General features: G+C 58.6%; 18 protein-coding genes. 13 read left to right on the forward strand and 5 right to left on the reverse strand.

Annotation, left to right across the window (positions count from 1 at the left end; genetic code table 11):
• Window positions 1-34 precede the first annotated feature (34 nt).
• From QUE41_RS17280 to QUE41_RS17290, 3 genes are all read left to right on the forward strand, one after another.
• Window positions 35-520 (forward strand): DUF4920 domain-containing protein, encoded by a 486-nt coding sequence (locus QUE41_RS17280; protein ID WP_286340230.1) that lies wholly within the window; start codon window positions 35-37, stop codon window positions 518-520.
• A 1-nt stretch (window position 521) separates the two neighbouring features.
• Window positions 522-1,079: a PepSY-associated TM helix domain-containing protein gene (locus QUE41_RS17285; RefSeq protein WP_286340231.1), complete on the forward strand. Its 558-nt coding sequence runs from the start codon at window positions 522-524 to the stop codon at window positions 1,077-1,079.
• A gap of 345 nt (window positions 1,080-1,424) precedes the next feature.
• Window positions 1,425-2,846: a DUF4397 domain-containing protein gene (locus QUE41_RS17290; RefSeq protein WP_286340232.1), complete on the forward strand. Its 1,422-nt coding sequence runs from the start codon at window positions 1,425-1,427 to the stop codon at window positions 2,844-2,846.
• Between the two features lie 52 nt (window positions 2,847-2,898).
• On the opposite strand, the gene QUE41_RS17295 is transcribed toward QUE41_RS17290, so the two are convergent.
• Window positions 2,899-3,957, reverse strand: a complete 1,059-nt coding sequence (locus QUE41_RS17295; protein ID WP_286340233.1) for a permease — start codon at window positions 3,955-3,957, stop codon at window positions 2,899-2,901.
• A gap of 206 nt (window positions 3,958-4,163) precedes the next feature.
• On the opposite strand from QUE41_RS17295, the gene QUE41_RS17300 reads away from it, so the two are divergent.
• From QUE41_RS17300 to QUE41_RS17320, 5 genes are all read left to right on the forward strand, one after another.
• Window positions 4,164-5,483, forward strand: a complete 1,320-nt coding sequence (locus QUE41_RS17300; RefSeq protein ID WP_286340234.1) for an SLC13 family permease — start codon at window positions 4,164-4,166, stop codon at window positions 5,481-5,483.
• Between the two features lie 263 nt (window positions 5,484-5,746).
• Window positions 5,747-7,651, forward strand: coding sequence for a hypothetical protein (locus QUE41_RS17305; protein ID WP_286340235.1), 1,905 nt, complete (start codon window positions 5,747-5,749; stop codon window positions 7,649-7,651).
• Window positions 7,652-7,736: 85 nt separating this feature from the next.
• Window positions 7,737-8,480: a response regulator transcription factor gene (locus QUE41_RS17310; protein WP_286340236.1), complete on the forward strand. Its 744-nt coding sequence runs from the start codon at window positions 7,737-7,739 to the stop codon at window positions 8,478-8,480.
• Window positions 8,481-8,607: 127 nt separating this feature from the next.
• Window positions 8,608-9,135: a hypothetical protein gene (locus QUE41_RS17315; protein ID WP_286340237.1), complete on the forward strand. Its 528-nt coding sequence runs from the start codon at window positions 8,608-8,610 to the stop codon at window positions 9,133-9,135.
• A gap of 271 nt (window positions 9,136-9,406) precedes the next feature.
• Complete coding sequence (locus QUE41_RS17320) at window positions 9,407-10,609, forward strand: MerR family transcriptional regulator (RefSeq protein ID WP_286340238.1); 1,203 nt, start codon at window positions 9,407-9,409, stop codon at window positions 10,607-10,609.
• Here the strand turns inward: QUE41_RS17320 and QUE41_RS17325 are convergent.
• Entirely contained in the window at window positions 10,606-11,490 is an 885-nt protein-coding gene (locus tag QUE41_RS17325) for a LysR family transcriptional regulator (RefSeq protein ID WP_286340239.1), read from the reverse strand. The two genes, QUE41_RS17320 and QUE41_RS17325, sit on opposite strands and share 4 nt — an antisense overlap.
• 131 nt (window positions 11,491-11,621) lie before the next feature.
• The gene (locus QUE41_RS17330; RefSeq protein WP_286340240.1) at window positions 11,622-13,388 is read right to left on the reverse strand and encodes a flavocytochrome c; all 1,767 of its coding nucleotides are present in this window, start codon (window positions 13,386-13,388) and stop codon (window positions 11,622-11,624) included.
• Between the two features lie 488 nt (window positions 13,389-13,876).
• Between QUE41_RS17330 and QUE41_RS17335 the strand changes: the two genes are divergently transcribed.
• From QUE41_RS17335 to QUE41_RS17345, 3 genes are all read left to right on the forward strand, one after another.
• Window positions 13,877-15,163: an OprD family outer membrane porin gene (locus QUE41_RS17335; RefSeq protein ID WP_286340241.1), complete on the forward strand. Its 1,287-nt coding sequence runs from the start codon at window positions 13,877-13,879 to the stop codon at window positions 15,161-15,163.
• A 147-nt stretch (window positions 15,164-15,310) separates the two neighbouring features.
• Window positions 15,311-15,874 (forward strand): chalcone isomerase family protein, encoded by a 564-nt coding sequence (locus QUE41_RS17340; RefSeq protein ID WP_286340242.1) that lies wholly within the window; start codon window positions 15,311-15,313, stop codon window positions 15,872-15,874.
• A gap of 117 nt (window positions 15,875-15,991) precedes the next feature.
• Window positions 15,992-16,246: a VF530 family protein gene (locus QUE41_RS17345; protein ID WP_028110887.1), complete on the forward strand. Its 255-nt coding sequence runs from the start codon at window positions 15,992-15,994 to the stop codon at window positions 16,244-16,246.
• Window positions 16,247-16,281: 35 nt separating this feature from the next.
• On the opposite strand, the gene QUE41_RS17350 is transcribed toward QUE41_RS17345, so the two are convergent.
• On the reverse strand, window positions 16,282-16,893 hold the full coding sequence (locus tag QUE41_RS17350; protein WP_286340243.1) for a TetR/AcrR family transcriptional regulator: 612 nt from the start codon (window positions 16,891-16,893) through the stop codon (window positions 16,282-16,284).
• Window positions 16,894-16,995: 102 nt separating this feature from the next.
• On the opposite strand from QUE41_RS17350, the gene QUE41_RS17355 reads away from it, so the two are divergent.
• Entirely contained in the window at window positions 16,996-18,111 is a 1,116-nt protein-coding gene (locus QUE41_RS17355; protein ID WP_286340244.1) for an efflux RND transporter periplasmic adaptor subunit, read from the forward strand.
• On the forward strand, window positions 18,108-21,188 hold the full coding sequence (locus QUE41_RS17360) for an efflux RND transporter permease subunit (protein ID WP_286340245.1): 3,081 nt from the start codon (window positions 18,108-18,110) through the stop codon (window positions 21,186-21,188). Before QUE41_RS17355 ends, QUE41_RS17360 begins: the two co-directional genes overlap by 4 nt.
• Here the strand turns inward: QUE41_RS17360 and QUE41_RS17365 are convergent.
• Window positions 21,185-21,430, reverse strand: a complete 246-nt coding sequence (locus QUE41_RS17365) for an HP1242/YdcH family protein (protein ID WP_028110890.1) — start codon at window positions 21,428-21,430, stop codon at window positions 21,185-21,187. The two genes, QUE41_RS17360 and QUE41_RS17365, sit on opposite strands and share 4 nt — an antisense overlap.
• Window positions 21,431-21,536 lie beyond the last annotated feature (106 nt).

Raw genomic sequence — 21,536 nt, forward strand, 5'->3', positions numbered from 1 at the left:
CGTTTGCAAACAAAATAAAAGGACAGGAACTCTCATGCGCATCAAGACACTCATCGCCACCCTGGCCCTGTGCCTGACTGCCACAGTGCAGGCACACTCCTCCGGCCACGGTGAATCCCTGGACTTCGGTACGCCAGTAGATGCCGAAAACATCACCAAAATCTCCACCCTGATGGCCAGCCCGGACAGCTACCTGGACAAGCCGGTCACCATCGAAGGCACCATCATCGCCGTGTGCGAAAAGCGTGGCTGCTGGATGAAGCTCGCCTCAGACAAGCGTTTTCAAAACCTGCGCGTCAAAGTAAAGGATGGCGATATGGTGTTCCCCCTGAGCGCCAAGGGCAGCACCGCCATCGCCACCGGCAAGTTGCAAAAGCTGGAATTCGACCTGGAGCGCACCCGCAAGATGAAAGCCCACTGGGCGGAGGAGAAGGGCGAGACATTCGATCCCGCCAGCGTCACCGAGCCCATGACCATGTACCAACTGGTCCCGACCGGTGTGAGCATCCTGGACCAGTAGGATGGCCATCAGCTGGTACCGCCTGAACCGCAACCTGCATCGGGACATTGGCTACTTCTGTATCGGCCTGACCATAGTGTTTGCGGTGTCCGGCATCGCGGTGAATCATAATGGCGATTGGAACCCCAACTATGTGGTGGCCAAAGACACCATAGAGGTCAGCAACGTCAGTTGGGATCAGCAGGACGATCAGCACCTGACCGATCAGGTGATGGCCCAGGTGGACACAGATCAGCCGGTGAAAGCGATCTACTGGGCTGCCCCCAATGAGTTTAAGGTGTTCCTGAAAGACGCCAGCAACCTGAGCCTGAACCTTGAGCAAAACACCATAGTGTTTGAGCACATCAAGGAGCGGGCGGTGTTCAAGGAGTTCAACCGACTGCATCTTAATGAGGGACACAGTTCCTGGGTGATCTTCTCCGACCTCTACGCCGGCTTGCTGCTGTTCCTGGCCCTGAGCGCGCTGTTTATGGTGAAGGGCAAACACAGCCCATGGCGGCGCAAATCAATCTATCTGATTGGCGGCATTCTGGTGCCCCTGGTGTTCATCTTCCTGTAGATCGCCGAAGGTGGCCCCAGGGCCACCTTCTCTTTTCCACTCAGCCACCACATTCCACAACCATCACCCAAAAGACCATCCCCTACTCGAGTCAGCCCAATATCCTTATCGACACCCTGAACAATAAAGTCAGCTGCGAAAATCAATGCCCATCGCCTTTACAATACGCCGCCCGAATAAAATCCGCACTTAATAATTTTCCACCGAAGAAATGTATGTAAAGGTCAATATTTTCATTCCTTTTGTAAAAGGATGAAAATAAATTAAAGCAGTGCAAACCTGAATTCTGTTGCCGAGTTGTTGTGCTAGCATCCAAGCTCTTATTCTCCATCCAGCTAGCCCAAAATGAATATAAATAAAACCTTGTTCCCCCTGGCCTTGATTCCATTTCTTGGATTGGGACTGGCCGGTTGTGACTCCGACGATTCCGATTCCAGTTCCAACGCCGGCCACATTCAGCTCTACAACGGCTCGGCCAACGCCCCCAGCCTGACCCTAACCCTGACTCAGGGCGACGACGAGTACAGCCATACCGGCATCGCCTACCCTGAATCCTCAGGCTATTTCAGCTATGACACCGGCAATTATGATCTGGCCCTTTCCTGGGAAGACAGTGATGAGGAAACGGTCACTCTCTATGAAGATTCCATCAAGGTCTCCAATGAGAAGTGGGAGCTGTTCACCGTCTCTGGGGATATCACCCAGGGTAAGGTGAATCACTTCCAGATTAACGAAGTGGATCTGGACAGCGATGACGACCAATTTGGTGTTCGCTTTATTAACCTGTCCGAGTCCGTGCCTGCGATGAATATATACTGGGCCGATGAGGATGAAGGGTTTGACCAGGCTGAGCTGCTGTTCCAGGTGGATGCCAATACTCAATCCGAAGAGCTCTATTTCGACAGAGATGGCTATCAGATCTTTGTCACTGCCACAGACAGCGACGAACTGCTTTACCAATCTTCCACGGTACAGTTCTACTCCACCACCCAGTACATCCTGATCTTAAGAGACGACAGCGGCAGTGCTCCCCTGTCCATGGACAGGGTGTCTACCAGCACAGGCGCGGTGGAATACCCGGACAGCCAGACCCAGGCTCAGCTTTGGCTGTACAACGGTTTGATTCAGCACGAGCTGCTGCCGGAATACACCGGCAGCATCGATGTGACCATCAACCAACCTGAGCAGGAGATCAGCGTTAACGCACTGGCACAGGGGCTGTTCAGCGAAGCACAGATCCTGGAGCCCGGCGACTACACCCTGGATTTCACCGACACCACCTCGGGCGAGCCGCTGGCCAGCAACCACCTGGTCTCTCTGACCGAGGACCAGGACCAAACCCTGGTTGTCTATCTGCAGGAGTACGACTATGACGAGGACGACGAACAGGAGGATGAGGTCAAACTGCACACCCTCAGCCTGACCAACAGCCAGCGCAGCTCCATCTACGATCACCAGTTCAAGGTGGTCAACCTGGTGGATGACTATGGTGTGGTCACCTTCCACTTCCTGCTGCCCGGCGAAACCATTGCCGACAGCAGCTACTCGACCACCGCGTCGTTTTCCGAGTCCAGCAGCCTCATCCTGCCCAACGACAGCTACCGCATCCAGGCCGTTACCCAGAGCTATGGCACGGATCTGTTGCTGTCCACACTGGAAGTGACCCTGAACGAGGAGAGCGGTGAATACTACCTGTTGCTGGAACAAAGCGATGACAGCGACTCTGAGTTCAGCCTGACCATGCGCCTGCAGAACCCAGGCTCTTAGAAGAACAAAACCGGAAAAGGCGGCCAATGGCCGCCTTTCTGGGTTCTTCGTATCAAGAAAAGATGATGCTGTACAACACCCCGGCCCCGATGGCCATGGTCAGGATCACGGTGACAAAGGCGGCGATCATCTGGTTGCGGAAGATGGACTTCAGCAGAATCACTTCGGTCAGGCTGGCTCCGGCACTGCCGATGATCAGCGCCATCACCGAACCCAGGGCCATCCCCTTGGCCACCAGGGCGGAACTCAGCGGAATCACCGCCTCGGCACGAATGTAGAGAGGAATGCCGATCACCGCCGCCACAGGTATGGCGTACCAGTTGCCCTCACCGGCGTACTGGGCAATCAGGTCCGTGGGGATGAAGCCGTAGATGAAGGCCCCCAGGGAGATCCCCAGCATCAGGTAGGGGAACACCTGCTTGAAGTCTTTCCAGGTGGCCCGCCACAGACGCATCCATCGATTCTCCTCAACCTGCTGAGCCGGGGCACAGGCGGTGGCCGTGCCACAACCGGAGGCATCGACGCTGACCTGAGGCTCGGCGCCGGCGCAGCAGCTGACCGCAGGCTCAGGTTTGGCGTTAGGCTGACTGTCACAGCAGTTGCTGGAGGCCACCGGCTTGCTGTCACCACAGCAACTGGTGGTGGCACCGGCCACCTCATAGGCTTCGGGCTTAACGTAACGCTCGAAACCCAGCTTCTCCAGCAGGTAACCGGCACTCACCGACACCACCATCGCCACCACGAAGTAGAAGGCCGCCACCTTGATGCCGAAAGTGATCACAAACAGGCCGATGATCACCGGGTTCAGCAGAGGACTGGAGAACAGGAACACCATCATCGGGCCGAACCCTGCCCTGGCCCTGAGCAGCCCCTTCAGGAAGGGGATGGTGGAGCAGGAGCAGAAGGGGGTAATGGCCCCTAAAAACGCCGCCACTATGTAGCCTTTACCCTTGCGGGAGCTGAGTATCGACTGGATCTTTTCCGGGGTCAGAAACTCCTGAAGCACTCCCACCAGGTAGCTGATCACCAGAAACAGGATGATCAGCTCGGTAGCGAGAAACAGGAACATGTCGGCCGCTTCGGCCAGTTTTGCGTAAAACTCGGGACTCATGGGAACACCTCATTTCGAACTTTGTCGAAATATTAGTTTCCACGCATATTGCCGTCAAGATTTATTTCTATTTTTTTCGAATTGTTTCCTTTGCCCTCGATCACCCCTGGCGAACCCGGTTCACTGCCGGCTTGTTGTTCTTTGAGCTGTCCGGCAGCATCCCCACTGAGTTTTCAGTAGAGTGAACCCTCATCCAAGGGAGTCCTATGCGTCACTGGTTCCTCGCACTGCTGTTTCTCACCATCGCCTGGCCCTCTCTGGTCGGCCTGACTGATCTCGAGCAGGGGCTTGCCCTGTTCCTGATGGCCGTGATGCTGTGGACCAGCCGGTTGCTGGGGGAGTTGCCGGGCATGGTGGTGATCCCCGTCCTGGCGCTGCTGCTGCAATTGATCACCCCCATCGATCTGGCCCAGGTGTTGATGTCGCCGGTCCTGGCGATCTTCATTTTCGGCTTCAGCTTCGCCACCCTGAGCCGGGAGCAGAAGCTGGACAGACTGGCCCTGACCCTGCTCAGCAGGCTGTCCGGAGAGGATGAGCGACGCGCCTGCCGCCTGCTGTTCGCCATGACCGGCCTTATCTCCATGTGGACCAGCAATGTGGTCACCACTGCACTGATGCTGCCGCTGGCCATGAGCATCGCCCTGACCGCCACCGATCCCCACAGGGTGGGGAAAATCCAGTTCCTCAGCATCGGCATCGCCTTCAGTGCCACCCTGGGGGGCATGGCCACCCAGGTGGGCAGCTCCACCAGCCTGATCGCCAGTGAACTGGCCGGCGTGGACTTTATCGGCTGGCTGGTGACCGCCGCCCCCATCGCCCTGCTGCTGTGGCTGCTGATGGTGTGGATGCTGGAACGCCACTTTTCGCCGGACTTCAGTCAGCCCCTGACGTTGCCCCAGGCCCCTGCCATCACCCGGGCTCAGAAAGAGTCTCTGGTCATTGTGCTGCTCACCCTGATTGGCTGGGTCGGTGGCGCACTGGCCCTGAGGGGGATGAGTAAGGCCTACGCCTTGGTGCCGCTGTTCTCCGTCGCCGTGCTGATGCTGAGGGGACTGATCACCCCGGCAGGGGTGGTCAAATCGATGAAATGGCGGGTGATCACCATCTTTGTCTGCGCCATTACCCTGGGCAAGGTGTTGCACGACAGCGGTGGCGGTAACCAGTTGGTGGAGTGGCTGTCTCCCCTGCTGTTCGATCTGCCTCTGATGCTGCAGATTGGTGTGTTCCTGCTGCTGATCTGTGTGTTTACCGAGTACATGAGCAACGTGGCCAGTGCCTCTCTGCTGGCGCCACTGATGCTGCTGCTGTTGCAGCCCCAGGGCGCCAGCCTGACCCAGATCTCCGCTCTGGTGGGCATTGGCTGCTCCCTGGCCTTTGTCCTCCCCAGTGCCACACCGGCCAACACCCTGGTGGTGGGCAGCGGCAACGTCACCCCACAAGGGCTGCGCGGATTTGGACTCAAATACAAGATCTCCGCGGCGCTGGTGCTGACCCTGGTGATCTGGGCCATGAGCTTAGTTAGATAAATAACAATAATCTCTGCCAACCTGGCCACCAAAACGCTGCATACCCGGCCTCCACACTGCCCCTCTATTTTTTTGCTCAATCCCTCGTTTCAATTTAAGACGCCTCCCACTTTCTACCTTTTTCAAATTAAGTTGCACTTTTTCATAGTGAGCCCGCCCCTGGACACGCCGTACCATCTATTTCGCCAATGGATATCCGTTCGATGCACTACCCAAAACAATTTGCTTATTGCCATTAACTGCTTACGTGGCAAGGAGATACAATGAAACTAATACCCCCTGTCCTGATTGCGACGATAGTGTCCTGCGCCCTTTGCGGTTGCAACGACGACCATCAGCCACAGGCTCCTGAAACCGAAAACCCGCCAACAGCATCGAAACCCGACTATCTGGATGTGCAGGTGACCCCGAACGCCATCAAAAATGGCACCATCAAACTGATGCTGGGTGAATATCAGGACGACATCAAAAGCTGGTTACTGAGTGACGATGCCAAAGATCTGGATAACGATGGCAAAGTTGGAATATTGGATGCCCACTTGGCGGGTATTCGAAATAACGAAAAACCCATCCTCTCTATTTCACTCACTGAAATGGACAAGGTACTAACGACCAATCCCGATGGGCTGGGCGCGGGCACGGCACGACCTGATATCTTTCGTCCCGGCTACTATTCCGCCTTTGACCTGCTGAGATACTTGGCGGTGACCAGACAAGACCTGACATTGACCAACATCGTTTCTCCTCAGGAGTCCGGATTGGGGACCTTCACCTTCGATGTCTCCTGGGACGTCAATGGCGACGGGGTACTGGCCGAGGCAGACGGAGACATGGTCAACAGTCCCGACTGGTACTTTCGCTTCAATACCGACGGCGGCCAGTTCTCCCGGGCCCGAGGCTCCATGCAGGGCTTTTCACCCAGTGGCGAGGCCACATACGTGCGCATCGACGAGTATTGGCTTCAGGACAAGAGCTTGATAACCCTGCAACCCTTCTCCAAGGAGATGACCGCCCGACGCCAATGGATCCAAAGGCAGGAGGTGGAGCACTTCCAGGCCAACGGCAACAAGGTTATCGTGCCTAAGGTGGTGGCCGTCGAGTATGGACGCGTGGAAAACAACGGCGTGGTCGCCTTTGCGGAGAACATTGAGGTCACCCCCCAGGGGCACAGAAGTGACATCTTCCAGCCCGGGGTGATCACCGTCATGGACGCCATGATCGCGGCACGAGACGCCCTGGGCGGAGTGAGCTTCTCCTACTGGGACTCCATGTCCACCGGTGCCGAGGTGGATCACTACGCCCTCTCCGGCATCGGCGAGCTGAGAAACTCCGGATTGCGCGGCTGGTTTACCCACTTCTATAACCCGTCAAAGCAGTTCCCCAATGGGGATTTCCAAAAATATGCCATCTGCGAATGGTCTGCCGACGGCAGCCCGGATGGGCAGGAGCCCGTCAGCAAAGAGGTGTGCGACCGAGACTGGGGCGGCCCCTTTGGCGGCGAGCACATCCACCTGATGCAGGATGTCTATCCACTGACCTTTGGCTACCTGGACCTCTATTGGGCCTACGGCAACATGCATGACTACTTCGGCCCGAAAGAGCGAAATGGGGAACAGGCCATCGAGTGGAATTTTGCCAGCGATGGGTCTCCAGACGTTGCCGTGGTTCGAACTCTGGCTGTTCCGGGTTCCGACTCGGGGCCGGCTCCCCTGCTGAACGACAACCATTTTGGCTGGGGGATCGCCGACTGCACTCAGTGTCACAATGACCAAGCCAACCCCCTGGGCCACGGGGGGCATGCCTGGCCCATCAACTCAAGTGACGGCTTTGATGCGCCTCAACCCTACTACTGCGCCAGTTGCCACGGTGTCAACGGCGCCCCCGAGGCCCATGGTGAAGACGCACGCTGCTTTTTCTGCCATGGCGGTGAACGGCAACCCAAGAACCACCACGATGCCTCGACCAAGGTGCGCTACCAGGGCGAAGATAACCTGAAGGCCAACGCCTCCTATGGCCACTTCGACCCCTTCCAGGCGGTGCCTGCCGACACCTTCGGCAATCACAAGCCTTACTCTGAGGTATGGGAGAGCAAGAACAATGATTGGTCCATGAGCAAGGTGTTCCCGGATCCATACGCCTGTCTGACCTGTCACAGGAATCCCCAATAGCAACCGCGCCAGCACAGGGGGCATTTACGGCCCCCTGAGCGATCGCTACCATCAATGAGAGAACTCATGCTGGAAGGTCAGAGTAATGAAAAACCTGAGTCTTTCTAATCCCGATATTATTCGCGTCCTGAAGCAGTCTTTGGCCCAGTTCGGATTTAACGGATTTTGTTTCCATCTGCCGCTGGAAAACAATGACCTGCCTGACGTCGATCTGCCCAAATTAAGAGAGTATCGCCCTGAAGTGCTTAAGAGAGAGCGTTTGGTCATCGCCTCAGATCAACGGGCCATCAAGGTCAGGGAGTACTATTTCCGGTTGTTCGCCGACAAGCTGGACAGCGGACTCACCAAGAAAAAGAGAAGCGGCCCAAACCCCTGGGAAGGCCCCAATCTCAAGACCTCATCGGGACAACAGTTTCAGCAGTTCTTGCAGACCAACGACGTCGAGACCGTGGTCAACTGGCTGGTGCCACTGCCCTGTCCCTGGACAGGCATGTTTAACCTGTTCACCACCCAGAAAAAGGAGGAGATAGTGCGCCACTGTCGCCAACATGAAGCTGAGTTGCACCGGCTTCTGAGCCTTCACGCCGGCTACATTGTTTCTGAGGCGATCAACAGATTGAATCCCATCACCAATCATGGGCTGTTCAGCAAGAAGGCCCTTCGCGTGCTGGAGCTGATTGCTCACGGGGTTTCGGTGGAGGAGATCAGTGAGACAGAAAACCTGTCTGTCCGGGGAGTCTGCTACCACATAGACCGGATGAAAGGCGTATTGAAGTGCCACAACAGGAGTCACCTCATCTACCGGGCAACCAAACTGGGCCTAATCTGAGCCGTCCCAACTGACGCTCGACAACGTCAATGTTCCTCCTCACCAAACAGCCTGTAAGCCCACGCCGGCCTACATGGACATGATTTCGCGCTCCATAATGAACCATTATCCGATTTGGAGTCCTGTCATGAGAGCCATCCTGCCCCTGCTGATTGCCCTGGCGATCCCCCCAGCCCTTCAGGCAAGAGCCACCGACCTTGACCCGATTAATGATCTCAGCCCCAACTATCAGCCTCAGGCGAGATACACGCTCAGCAACAACGACGTGAAGAGCTTCATCTACCGTTGGTTTGCCGCCTTCGATCATCAGAGGGAAGCCGGCTACTTCCTCAATCGCATCGCCAACCCCATTGAGATGCACTACCCCGGAACCCCCATTCGCTCAGAGCAGGATTTTCTGAATTGGTACAAGGGGGTCACCGACACCATCATCTGGAACAGTCATCAGATTGACCAGATTGAGGTCAGTGGCAGCCAGAAGCTTGGCTGGGAGGCCAGTTACCGGGTTCGCTGGCAAGCCAGGGAGAAAAGCGGCGCCACCCATGATGTGATGGTGGCCCAGCGGCTGTACATCATCCGCAGGGGGGATCAGCTTCAGATTGCCCGATTGCAGGCGGAGATCCTGCCGGAGCCCGGCCATGACCAGGCGCCTTGATGCAAGCAATCCAGGCGTAGCCCCCGCAACGGCGACACTGGACTGCACACCCCCGGCAAGGCCGTCATCTGCCTGAACAGAGGGGGCGTGGCTCCGACCTTCTGTTCGGGCCAGCCCCCGTCCCATCCAACGGCAGGCCCGAGGTGCTCGCTCGCCTTCTTACGCTTCCCCCTTCCAGCTCCTGCCAAGGGCAAAAAACGCCCAAGCTCGTTGACCTGTCTATAGCTTCATAGTTTAGTGTCAGCATCCTCACTGTTTTTGGACGCGACTCATGTACCCCATCTCCCAACTGGCCAAGCGGGCCGGATTGGCCCGCTCCACCCTGCTCTACTACGAGAAGCTGGGACTGTTGACCGGCCGTCGGGGTGACAACGGTTACCGCTATTACGACGACAGGGATCTGCAGCGACTGCGGCTGATACAGCAGCTGCACGCCGGCAACCTCAGCCTGAGGGAGTGCAAGCAGATCCTGGAGTCGGGGCTGGATCGTCAACTGTTGGCTGACCGGCTTGCCCAACTGGAAGAGGAGATTCGCGCCAAAACCCAGGCGAGAAACCTGATGCAGGCCCTGCTGGGGGACAACCCCGAAGGCCTGAGGCAGTTTCACCAACAACTGGAGACCCAGGCCCCGGATGCCCACACCCAGTGGTTAAGAGCCGAAGGTCTGGATGAAACCAACGCGCTTAGGTTGCGTTGGCTCTCCAGAGACCTCTATGGTCACGAGGAGTATATGAACGATTTTCTGGAGATTTTTAATGGTCTGGACCGGCACGGTCCCGGCACCGACCACAGCACCCTGTGGGCCTTGAGTCAGGTCAGCCCCGCTCCCAGGCGGATACTGGACATCGGCTGCGGCACCGGTGCCTCGGCAGTCTTGCTGGCGCAACACAGCCAGGCTCAGGTAATAGGCCTGGATAACCTGGAGCCCAGCCTGAATCACATGCTGACACGCGCCCGCCAGCTGGGGCTGGAACAGAGGCTCAGCGCCTGCAATGGCTCGATGACCGCCCTCCCCTTCGAACCGGGCAGCTTCGATCTGCTGTGGAGTGAAGCCAGTTGCTACATCATCGGCTTCGAAAATGCCCTGAAGCAGTGGCGCCCTCTGCTGGAGCGCGGCGGTTACCTGGTGATCAGCGACCTGGTGTGGCTGGACGAGTTTGCCGATGCTCAACAACTTGGCCGTGATGATCTGGAGGTTAAGGCGTTCTGGCAGGAGGGGTACCCAGACATGCAGCGCGCCTCAACGCGACTGATGCAGGTGGAGAATTCGGGCTACCGACCGGTAGCGCACCGTGGGGTGGGAACGGCGGGATGGCAGGCCTACACCGCCCCCCTCAGGGAGCGGCTGCAAAACCTGTCTGAGAAGCTGGCCGACTCACCGGCGGTGGCCGACCTGGAGCGGGAGTTGACCATACTGGATCGCAGTGAGGGACGCTTCGACTACCAGTTGATGGTTCTCAAGCGCACGGACTAGGCCCTGGGCACTTCGCAGCAGTCCAGGAAACGCTCCATCAAGGGGGTCAGATTGTCCCGCTTATAGATGGCGTAGATGTACCTGGACTCTCTGTGGCCGTCGGTGGCCACCTCCACCAGATCGCCCCGCTCCAGTTCCGCATCCACGGAGAGCAGCGGCAAAATGCTCAGCCCCAGGCCGGTGCCCACCGCCCGCTTGATCGCCCCCATGGTGTTCATCACGATCTCATCCTGAACCGTCACCCCCAGCTCCCGCAAAATGTGCAGGGACTCCACCCGGGTAGCGGACTCCTCCTCGTCCAGGATCCAGGTGGCGGCGCTCAAGTCCGCCGCCGTCGCCGGCCTGTGGGCCAGTTTATGCCCGGGCGACACCACGATACACAACCGGTCGCTGCGCCAGCGGATGTACTCCATCTCCTTGTCTGAGGGCTTTCGGCTGATAAAGGCCAGGTCCAGGGCATTGTTGTGCACCATCTCCTCGATGGCGGAGCTGGAGAGGATCTTCAGGCGGGTGTTGACGTTGGGGTACTGGGTTTTGAACAGGGGCAGCTTTTTCGACAGCACATAGTTGCCCGAGGTCTTGTTGGCGCCGATGTTCAAAGTGCCGCCCACCCCCTGGGCCTGCTCCTTGAACAGCTGCTCCAACTGATTGACCTGGTTCAGCACCTTGTTGGCGTGGGCCAGCACCAGGTTGCCGGAATCGGTCATCACCAGTCCATGAGGGGTGCGCTCGAACAGCCGGGCCCCGAGGGAGGACTCCAGCTCCTTGAGGCTCATGCTCACTGCGGGCACCGACAGGTGCAACTGCCTGGCTGCCTTGGAGACCTGCTGGGTCTGACTGATGGCCTGGAACACCAACAGCTGTTTCAGGGTGATTCTCATAACACTCTCCCGTTGAAGCCCCAGTCTAGCGGTAAAGCCGGAGCGATGCCGAGGTACGCTTCACGCAGAAACCAAAACAGCGGGACCCTAAGTCCGGGCCCCGCTGACGCTGCGTGAGAAGATGAGTTGAATTACTGCTTGGTGGCGAACTCGGCAGCATGGGCACCGGCGCGACGACCGAAGACCACGGTGTCGGCGATGGCGTTACCACCCAGGCGGTTGTAGCCGTGGATACCACCGGTCACTTCACCTGCCGCGTACAGACCAGGAATGGGCCAGCTTTGCAGGTTCAGCACCTGAGACTCCTTGTTGATGGCCACGCCCCCCATGGTGTGGTGGATGCCGGGCGCCACGCGAACGGCGTAGAAGGGCCCCTTGGTGATGTTCAAAGGCATCTGATCGCGACCGAAGGCGTCATCTTTACCGGACTTCTGGAAGCCGTTGTAAGCCTTTACCGTCTTGGGCAGATCCTTCATGCCGGTCACCTTGGCCAGCTCCTCGATGGTGTTGCCCTTGGAGAGCATGCCCAGGTGGTCATAACCCCGGACCATCTTCTTCTTCTCGACCAGTTGCTGGTCGAACACCAACCAGGCGTAATGGTCCTTCTGCTTGAGGATGGCGTCAGACGCACGATCGCGGGTGGTCAGTTCATTGATGAAGCGCTGACCGTCGGTATTGACCATGATGGCCCCGACACCGCGCACGGTCTCGGAGATCAGGATGCGGCTGTCCTTACCGATGGTGGGGTGAGCCTGTACCCAGTCGATGTCGGTCATGGACGCACCAATCTCCTTGGCCAGACGGATGCCGTCACCGGTGGCGGTCACATTGTTGGAACTGGTCATGTCGGCGAAGGTGGGACGATAGTAGGCGATCATCTCTTTGTTCATGCCGTAACCGCCAGTGGCCAGAACCACAGATTTGGCAGCAACCATGCGGTAACCTGAGTGCTTACCGTGGACCACCACACCGGCAATGCTCTTGTCCTGGTTCAGCACCAGCTTCTCAACGCGGGAGTTAAGACGGGTTTCAACCCCTTCACGCTCGGCAGCCGCACGCAGGGTGTGGATGATGTGGGGCCCCACACTGGCGCCACCGGATGGACGGTGGGTACGCTCAACCCGAGCGCCACCGGAGCGCTTCAGGTCATTCATGTTGGCACCCAGAGACTCCAGCCACTTGATGCCGTCGGCGGAGTGATCCGCCATGATCTGCACCAGCTCCTGATCGTTTTGATAGCGGCCGCCCTTCATGGCGTCCTCAACAAACCACTCAACCTTGTCTTCGATCCCCTTCTTGGCCTGCTGAGGCGTACCCACAGCATTAAAACCACCGGCTGCCAGCATGGAGTTACCACCGGTAAAGGGCGCTTTTTCAAACAAAATTACCTTGGCCCCCTCTCGCTTGGCGGAGATGGCGGCGTTGTAACCGGCGCTGCCGGCACCCACGACGATCACCTCGGTGGTCTCCACGGGACCCTTGGCGATCGCCTTCTGGATCGCCTGCTGATCCCACTCGGCGTCCCAGGCTTTCTTGTTCTTGGCGTCGGCAAACGGCATGTTGTCATGCTCGAAGGAGTGGCACTCGTTGCAGTAGAACTTGGGCGCCTCGTGACCACGGTGACAGGAGGTACAGTTGATCTCACCCAGGTGGGAGGTGTGAGGATCAAAGTGCAGCTCACTGTTGGCCAGCTCTTCGTAGCCGCCGTGACACTCAACGCATTGGGCGTTTTCGTGGGTTTCGCTGTCGCTTACCTTGATGGGTTTGGTGTGGCAGGTTTGACAACCGTCCATCTCCGCATGGAAATCAGCCAGGCCATTCCCCTTGGCTTGGGCGCCGGAGGAAAGCGCGAGCATCACCGCAGCAACGGATAAAAAACTCAGCTTAGGTTTCATCATGTATTTTCCGATTAGGTTTATTGGTGTTTTTTCAGCATATCAATCACGCCATTTCTTTTGATTTGATCCGGTTCAAATTTAAATATCTGCCCGTTTCAAGTTTTTTAAAACCAATTAAAAAACTCTGAACAACAATCTGTTCACCTGTGAGAATGTTCAAAAATCGAAATTACTTCACCTTTTAGACTGTGCTCAGTCCCAAGACCAAGGTGGCGCTACAGGCCTGAATCATCAACAGCCAGAGGCGCACCGACAGCCGCGCCCCACAAGGTTGGCGGGCGCTCACAAATACAGAGTCAAACAACAGGATAAGGCAGCCACCGTCCTTAGCCGGATGAGATGACGTCTCCGTCAGGAAAAAGAGATCAACAACGAACTTATTAGCTTGGCTATTAAATAAAAATAACCAACGGAATAAATAGAAATAACTCAAGATATAAAATGCTGGAGATATGATGATACCCAAATTAAACAAGAACTATCTTGCCATGAGTATTGCAGCCGCAATGCTGTGTGCCCCCTCCATGGCCGTCAGTGCCGATGACAGCGGTTACCAACTGAAAACCAAATCCCGACTGGTCTATTTTGATCGCGAATATGAAAACCCGACCAAGGATAGAACCCAATCCGCCTTCTCCATCACCGCCGACTGGACCACCCCCCAATATGGCGGCTGGATCGGCATCGGCCTCTCCCCCTACTTCGTCGAAGATCTGGGCAGCGACGGCCTGGTGAAAGCCGACGTACTGACCGTCAAAGATGGTGAGATGTCAGGTTTTGCTCTGCTGGGCCAGGCCTACGTCAACCTGACCCCGGTCAATGGTCTCGCCATCAAGCTGGGTCGCCTGACCCACAAGTCCATGCTGCTCAGCAGCTCCGGCAGCCGCGCCGTACCCAACACCTACCAGGGGGTCAACGCCCTGTATAAGCCCATGAAGGGACTGTCTGTGTACGGCGCCGTCTACGACAAGTGGTCCGCCCGTAACGACGACGAGTTTGTCGGCTTTCGCACCGACCAGACTGAGGAAGGGGCCATCGACTACATCTCGGTGATCGGCCTCAAATACAAGTTTGACGCCTTTACTGTGGAAACCGAGTACCTCAACTCCAAGGACTACCTGAGCAAGTTCGGCCTGCGCGGCAGCTACCTGACCAAGTTTGATGGCTCCAGCCTGAAGCTCTCTGCCGGTGTGTTCACCTCCAGTGACGATGGCGAGCTCTTCGTCACTGCCGCCGAAAGTGGCGATCTGGATGACGAGGATCGCGATGGTGCGGTCAAAGGTGAAACCCGCAGCGACAACGACGGCATGGGTGTGTACGCCGAGGCCGTCTGGAAGCGCAACAACCTGCAGCTGTCTGCGGCCATCTCCAAGTTCGATGACATCTGGATTGAGGACAACTTTGCCGGCGACCATGGCCGCAACCCCTTCCCCACCCGCAGTCGTGTGGGACCGGATCTGACCAACGCCAATGAGACCGTGGCCAAGGTCTCGGTCATCTACAACTGGCAGGATCTGGTGCCCGGACTGACCACAGAGATCGCCGCCGCCCAGGGCTGGGATGCGGAGAACTCGGTGGATCCTGCCCTTGGCACCGCCGACGAAGACTGGAAGGAGCTGGTGGTCACCTACAAGGTGCCCACGGTCAAAGGCCTCAAGTTCACCGGCGTGTGGCACGACTACAACTCCGACGAAGTGGGCAACGTGGACGGGGTGAAAGAGGATGAAACCGACATCCGCCTCTACCTGGACTACAGCTACAAATTCAACTTCTAAGGGCTAAGCCCAGCCAGCGGGCAGTCCGTTCCCGCTGGCTCAGCCTCTATTTTTACTCAAGCATTTCAGCTCTTTCTTCCGTCAGGCTTGTGCCCAGGAGCAACACCTGCAACACTGCGGCCAACACCCACCATCAAGTTGTAGACGATGAAAAAACTGACTCTTGCCGCTGCCCTGGCTGCCAGCCTGCTGATTCCGGCTCAGGCCGCCACCGAGATCGCCGGAGTGGCGGTTAACGACACCATTGAACTCCAGGGCAAACCCCTGACCCTGAGTGGCGCGGGGATCCGCTCCAAGTTCTTTATGGACCTCTATGTGGGCAGCCTCTACAGCAGCGAGTCTGGCCTGACTCAGCAGCTGGCTCTGGAGGGCAACCAGACCAGCGCCATCCGCCTGAACATCGTCTCCGGGCTGATCACCTCAGACAAGATGATCGACTCCATCGAGGAGGGCTTTCAGAGCAGCGCCGGCGACGGCTATGACCAACTGAAACCCAAGATCGACGCCTTTATCGCGGTATTCAGCGATCACATCGTCGAGGGGGACCAATTTACCCTGCTGTCCCTGCCCGGCGTCGGCGTAGAAGCCTATAAGAATGGTCAGTTGCTGACCCTTATTGAGGGAGAGGCTTTCCGTCAGGCCCTGCTGGGGATCTGGCTGGGCGACGAGCCCGCCGATGACGATCTCAAGGACGCCATGCTCGGCGGCTAAGTCGCCAACAGAGAAAAAAGGCGCGGTGTTCCGCGCCTTTTTCATTTATCCCTGCGCCTGAGTGGCCACCGGTGCTACACTGCCGCCCTCATGCAGCAGCCCCGGACAGAGTGCCCAATGGATCATCAACCCAACAACCCCTTGCACGGGGTGAAACTTCAGCAGATTGTGGAGACCCTCGCCCAATACTATGGCTGGCGGGAACTGGGCCGGCGCATCCCCATCAACTGTTTCAACTCCAACCCCTCGGTGAAATCCAGCCTCAAATTCTTACGGCGAACCCCCTGGGCTAGGGAGAAGGTGGAACAGCTCTACCTGGACTCCATCAAGGACATTGAGGAGTGGCAGCAACACTCGGGCAACCAGAATTAAAAAAGGCGCGGAACACCGCGCCTTTTCTTTGCTGGTCAGGGCCGATACCCCTTAAGGAACATGGTCACCGTCTGCTGCACATAGACCTCTCGCTGGGATTCATCCATCCTCAGCTCCAGTCCCAGATCCCCACGCATCTTATCGACGGTGTGCAACATCAACAGCAGCTGCTGAGCGGCAATGGCCGGGTCGGGCATCGTCAGCACCCCGGCGTCATTCAATCTGGTCAGGTAGCTGGTGACCAGCTCCATCATCCGTTTGGGTCCCGCTTCGTAATAGAGCTGTGACAGCTCTGGGTGACTCTCGGAACTGCGGACACAGGAGCAATAGACATGACGCACCTCAGGACTGAGGATCATATCCAGGAATCGGCGGGCGAACCCCAGAAGGAACTGTTCGGGCTCGGCGTCCATCTCGAAGTTCTCTTCGGTCATCTGAGCGCTGACGCAACGGTCCTCGATGCAGTGCACAAAGAGATCGTTCTTGCTGCCGAAATGACTGTAAACCGTCTGCTTGGACACCCCGGCTTGCACTGCCACCTCGTCCATGGAGGTGTTCTCCAGCCCCTTCTGCATAAACAGCTCGGCGGCCGCCTCCAGGATCTGAGAACGTTTCTTACTTTTCCGATCGTTAGCTACAACGGCCATAGCGCCCCACAAAATATTTACAAAAACTTCACCAACTGGACTGGACAGTCTAGTTTGATTCTACCAAACTAGACCGTCTAGTCTAATTGTAATTCGAATGTTATGACAGCGTACCAGTTTCTTGGCCCACTGTGCGGCCTGCTCCTCATCGCCACCGGCTGCAGTCAGCAGGGAAAGAGTGCGCCGGTCAAGCCTCCCCTGGAGGTTCATGCCCAGCAGGTCCAGCTGCAGCACAGCTACCCGCTGACCCACAGATTCGTGGGTAAAGTGTATCACCCCAGAACCAGTGACATCGGTTTTGAATCCCCGGGTACCGTGGCCACCATCGACGTGGAGATTGGTCAGGAGGTGGAAGCAGGCCAGGTGCTCGCCACCCTGGACACCCGCCTGCTGCGCAGCGAAGCCGAGCAGCTCGAGGCTACCCTGGCTCAGAATCGCGCCGACCTGGACCTCAATAAGGCCACCCTCAAACGCCAACTGACCCTGTCGGAACAGGGGTATCAGTCTGAGCAGCAACTGGACGAACTGCGCAGCCGCAAAGCCCAGTTGCAGGCCCGCCAGCAACAACTGAACGCCAACCTGGAGTCGGTCAATATCCGTCTGCAGAAGAGCACCCTCAAGGCGCCCTATTCAGGCACGGTCACCAGGCGCCAACTGACCAAGGGTCAGGTCACAGGCAACGGCCAGGTGGCCTTCACCCTGGTGCCCGACGGCGCCGCCGAAGCCCGGGTCGGATTGCCAGTCCGTCTGCTGGAGCGCCTGCAAACCCGACAACAATGGCAGGCCAGTGTCGACGGCCAGTCCCTGCCGGTGACCTATCTGGGGCGCAGTGCCCAGGTGGACCCGGGCACCCGCACCGTCACCCTGAGATTTGCCCTGCCCGAACAACCCACCCTGCTCAACGGTCAGTTGCTCTATCTTGAGGTGGAGGAGCGCATTGTCGCCGACACCACCCGAGTGCCTTTGACCGCGCTGACCGCCGGGGTCCGGGGCCTGTGGAACCTCTACATCCTGGAGGATTTGGGGGATGGCAGCTTCCAGATCGCCCGCCGGGACGTTCGGGTGCTGCATGCCGATCAGGAGTACGCCTGGGTCTCCGGCGCCATCGACGACGGCGACCGCCTGGTCTCCACCGGACTGCAGCGACTGGTGGCCGGTCAGAGAGTGGTGCTGGCCACCGATGCCAGCATCACCGCCAGCCGCGGTGAAGAGCTATGATTCGCGCCCTGGTTCAAAACCCCAGAGTCGCCGCCCTGCTGACGGCTTTGCTGATCGTCAGCGGCCTCAGCGCCCTGACCAACCTGCCCCGCACCGAAGACCCCAATCTGACCAATAGGGTGGCGGCGGTGATCACCCCCTACCCGGGCGCCACCGCCGAACGGGTGGAAGCCCTGGTGACCGAGCCCCTGGAAGCCAAGCTTCGGCAGCTGGATGAGATCAAGAACCTCACCTCCAACTCCAGACCGGGGATCTCCGTGGTCACCATCGAACTGCAGGATCGCATCATGGATGCGGACCCCGTCTGGTCCCGGGCCCGGGATCTGATTGGCGATGCAGCCCCGGCCCTGCCCCAGGGAACCGGCGCCCCCACCCTGGATGACCAGCTGGCCTACGCCTTCACCCGCATCTTCTCCTTCACCTGGCAGGGAGGCAGCCAAGCGGATCCCACCGTCCTGGGACGCTATGCCGAGGAGCTGGCCAACCGCCTGAGGCTGCTGCCAGGCACCGATTTCGTCAAGGTGGTCGGCGCCCCTGAGGAGGAGATCCTGGTCTCCATCGACGACGCCGAACTCTTTGCCCTTGGCCTTTCCGTGGACGATCTGGCCCGACAGATCCGCGCCGCCGACAGCAAGACCGCTTCGGGCAGCCTCGAAGGCGAGGCGATCCGGGCCCAGCTGGAGGTCTCCGGCGAACTGGTCTCCCTCAACCGCATCCGTCAGGTCCCTCTGCGTCCCGACAACCAGTTGCAGACCCTGAGGGTGATGGATGTGGCCAACGTCAGCCGGGCGGTGCGCTGGCCCCCGGATGACTATGTGCTCAGCCAGGGCGAGCAGGGGGTGCTGGTGGCGGTGCGCATGTTGCCGGATACCCGCATCGACCGCTGGAATGCCCAGGTGGAACAAACCCTGGAGGGGCTCAAACCGCTGATCGCCTCCAACGTATTGCTTGAGACCCAGTTCAACCAGCAGGGCTACACCGAAGTCAGGCTGTCGGAGCTCACCGGCAACCTGGGACTGGGCTTTATGCTGGTTCTGGCGGTGCTGCTGGTGACTCTGGGGTGGCGCAGCGCCCTGCTGGTGGCCTTCGCCCTGCCGGTAACCGTGCTCTTTACCCTGTTCTGTATGCAGCTTTATGGCCTGCCCATCCATCAGATGTCGGTCACCGGGCTGGTGGTGGCCCTGGGGATCATGGTGGACAACGCCATCGTGGTGGTGGACGCCATAGGTCAGAGGCGCAGCCGGGGGATGACCCCGGTAGAAGCGGTTTCCGCCACCTTGCGCCAGTTCTGGCTGCCTCTGGCCAGCTCCACCCTGACCACGGTGCTGGCCTTTGCCCCCATCTTCCTGATGCCGGGCCCCGCCGGCGAGTTTGTCGGCGGCATCGCCCTGGCGGTGAGCTTTGCCCTGATTGGTTCCTACCTGATCTCCCTGACTTTGGTGGCTGGCCTGGGAGGCCGATTCATCAAACCCAGGGAGGGCAATCACTGGTGGCAGCAGGGGATCACCCTGCCCTGGCTGGGGGCCATATTGAGACGCACCCTGGCCATCGCCCTGGTGTGGCCGAAAACCGCCCTGCTGCTGATCTTCCTCACCCCGGCCACCGGCTTCTGGGCCGCTGGCCAGATGACCGAGCAGTTTTTCCCGGCCGCCGATCGGGACATGTTCCACATCGAGGTGTTCATGCCTCAGCAATCCAGCCTGCCGGCCACCGTCGATGGTGTGCGCCAGCTGGATGCCTGGCTCAGAGAACAGGCGGGCATAGAACAGACGGTGTGGACCTTTGGCCGCAACACCCCCTCCTTCTACTACAACCTGTTGCAGCGGCGACAGGGGGCGGCCAACTACGCACAGGGGATGATCACCGCCAGCGATTTTGAGATGGCCAACGAATTGATCCCCACTCTGCAGCGGCAGTTGGACCAGCGTTATCCGCAGATGCAGATCCTGGTGCGCAAGCTGGAGCAGGGCCCGCCGTTCAACGCTCCCATCGAGCTGCGGATCTATGGCCCGCAACTGGACAGGCTCACCGAACTGGGCGACCAGCTCAGGCTGATGCTGGGCAACCAGGACCACATCATTCAGACCCGCAACACCCTGGCTGCCGGTGCCGCCAGAATCAAACTGGATATCGATGAAGAGGCCAGCCTGGCCGGGGGCCTGACCCTGGCCCAGGTGGCAGGGCAACTGCGCGCCTCCATGGATGGCGTGGTGGGTGGCAGCGTGCTCGAGGGGGTGGAGAACCTGCCGGTGCGGGTACGCCTCAACGCCAATGACCGCAACCAGGCGGCAGACCTTGGCTCGGTGCAACTGGTGGGCGGTCAGCAGATCCCCACCATGCTGCCCCTGTCCGCCCTGGCGCAGTTAAGCATCGAGTCCGGCCGCGCCACCATCCCCAGACGCAATGGCGAGCGCATCAACACCATAGAAGGCTACCTGGAAGCGGGGGTGCTGCCCTCCAAGGTGCTCAATGCCATGGCGTCTCAGTTGGCAGAGTTTGAAGCCAGCCTGCCCTCGGGCTACCGGCTGGAGATCGGCGGAGAGAGTGCCAAGCGAGATCAGGCGGTGGCCAAGCTGATGTCGTCGGTCACCATCATCAGCGTGCTGCTGGTGAGCGTGGTGGTACTGAGCTTCAACTCCTTCCGGCTGACCACGGTGATCCTGGCCAGCGCCGCCCAGTCTGCCGGGCTGGGGCTGCTGTCGGTCTACCTGATGGGGTACCCCTTTGGCTTCAATGTGATCAATGCCTTGATGGGGTTGGCCGGCCTGGCCATCAATGCCGCCATCGTCATCCTGGCGGAACTGGAGGAGAATCCGGAAGCGGCCGGCGGTAACATGGCCGCCATCATCGATACCGTCGTAGGGTGCGGTCGCCACATCGGCTCCACCACCATCACCACCTTCGGCGGCTTCCTGCCGCTGATCCTGGCCGGGGGGGGCTTCTGGCCCCCGTTCGCGGTGGCCATCGCCGGAGGCACCCTGCTGACCACCTTCCTCTCCTTCGTGTTCGTTCCCGCCTGCTACATAATGATTCGGGCCCCCAAGGGAGCCCGATTCTCATCCGAGGTGACCGCCTAGCGGTCAGAGTTGATGATGCGGTTGTAGAGCTGATCTTTCAGCTCTACCCGCCTCATCTTCAAACGGGAAAACTCCTCATCACTGGTGGGCACGTCGTTCATCTCCAGCCCCCGTATTTGATGATCCAAACTGTGGTACTCCCTGGCCATAGTGGCAAACTCCACATCCATATGTTTCAGGCTGTGGATCTTGTCCTTGTAGTCGGGAAAATCGTCGACGAGGGCATGACTCTCTCCAAGCATCGCGAGCTCCTGTGAGTTGTCAGGTGAGAGAAAGGCTGCGCAGCGCCCAGGCGGACGACAACGCAACCGGATGGCATACCTAAAACCTAGTCCAGGATCCCCACCT

Source organism: Ferrimonas sp. YFM (assembly GCF_030296015.1).
Taxonomy (GTDB): Bacteria; Pseudomonadota; Gammaproteobacteria; order Enterobacterales; family Shewanellaceae; genus Ferrimonas.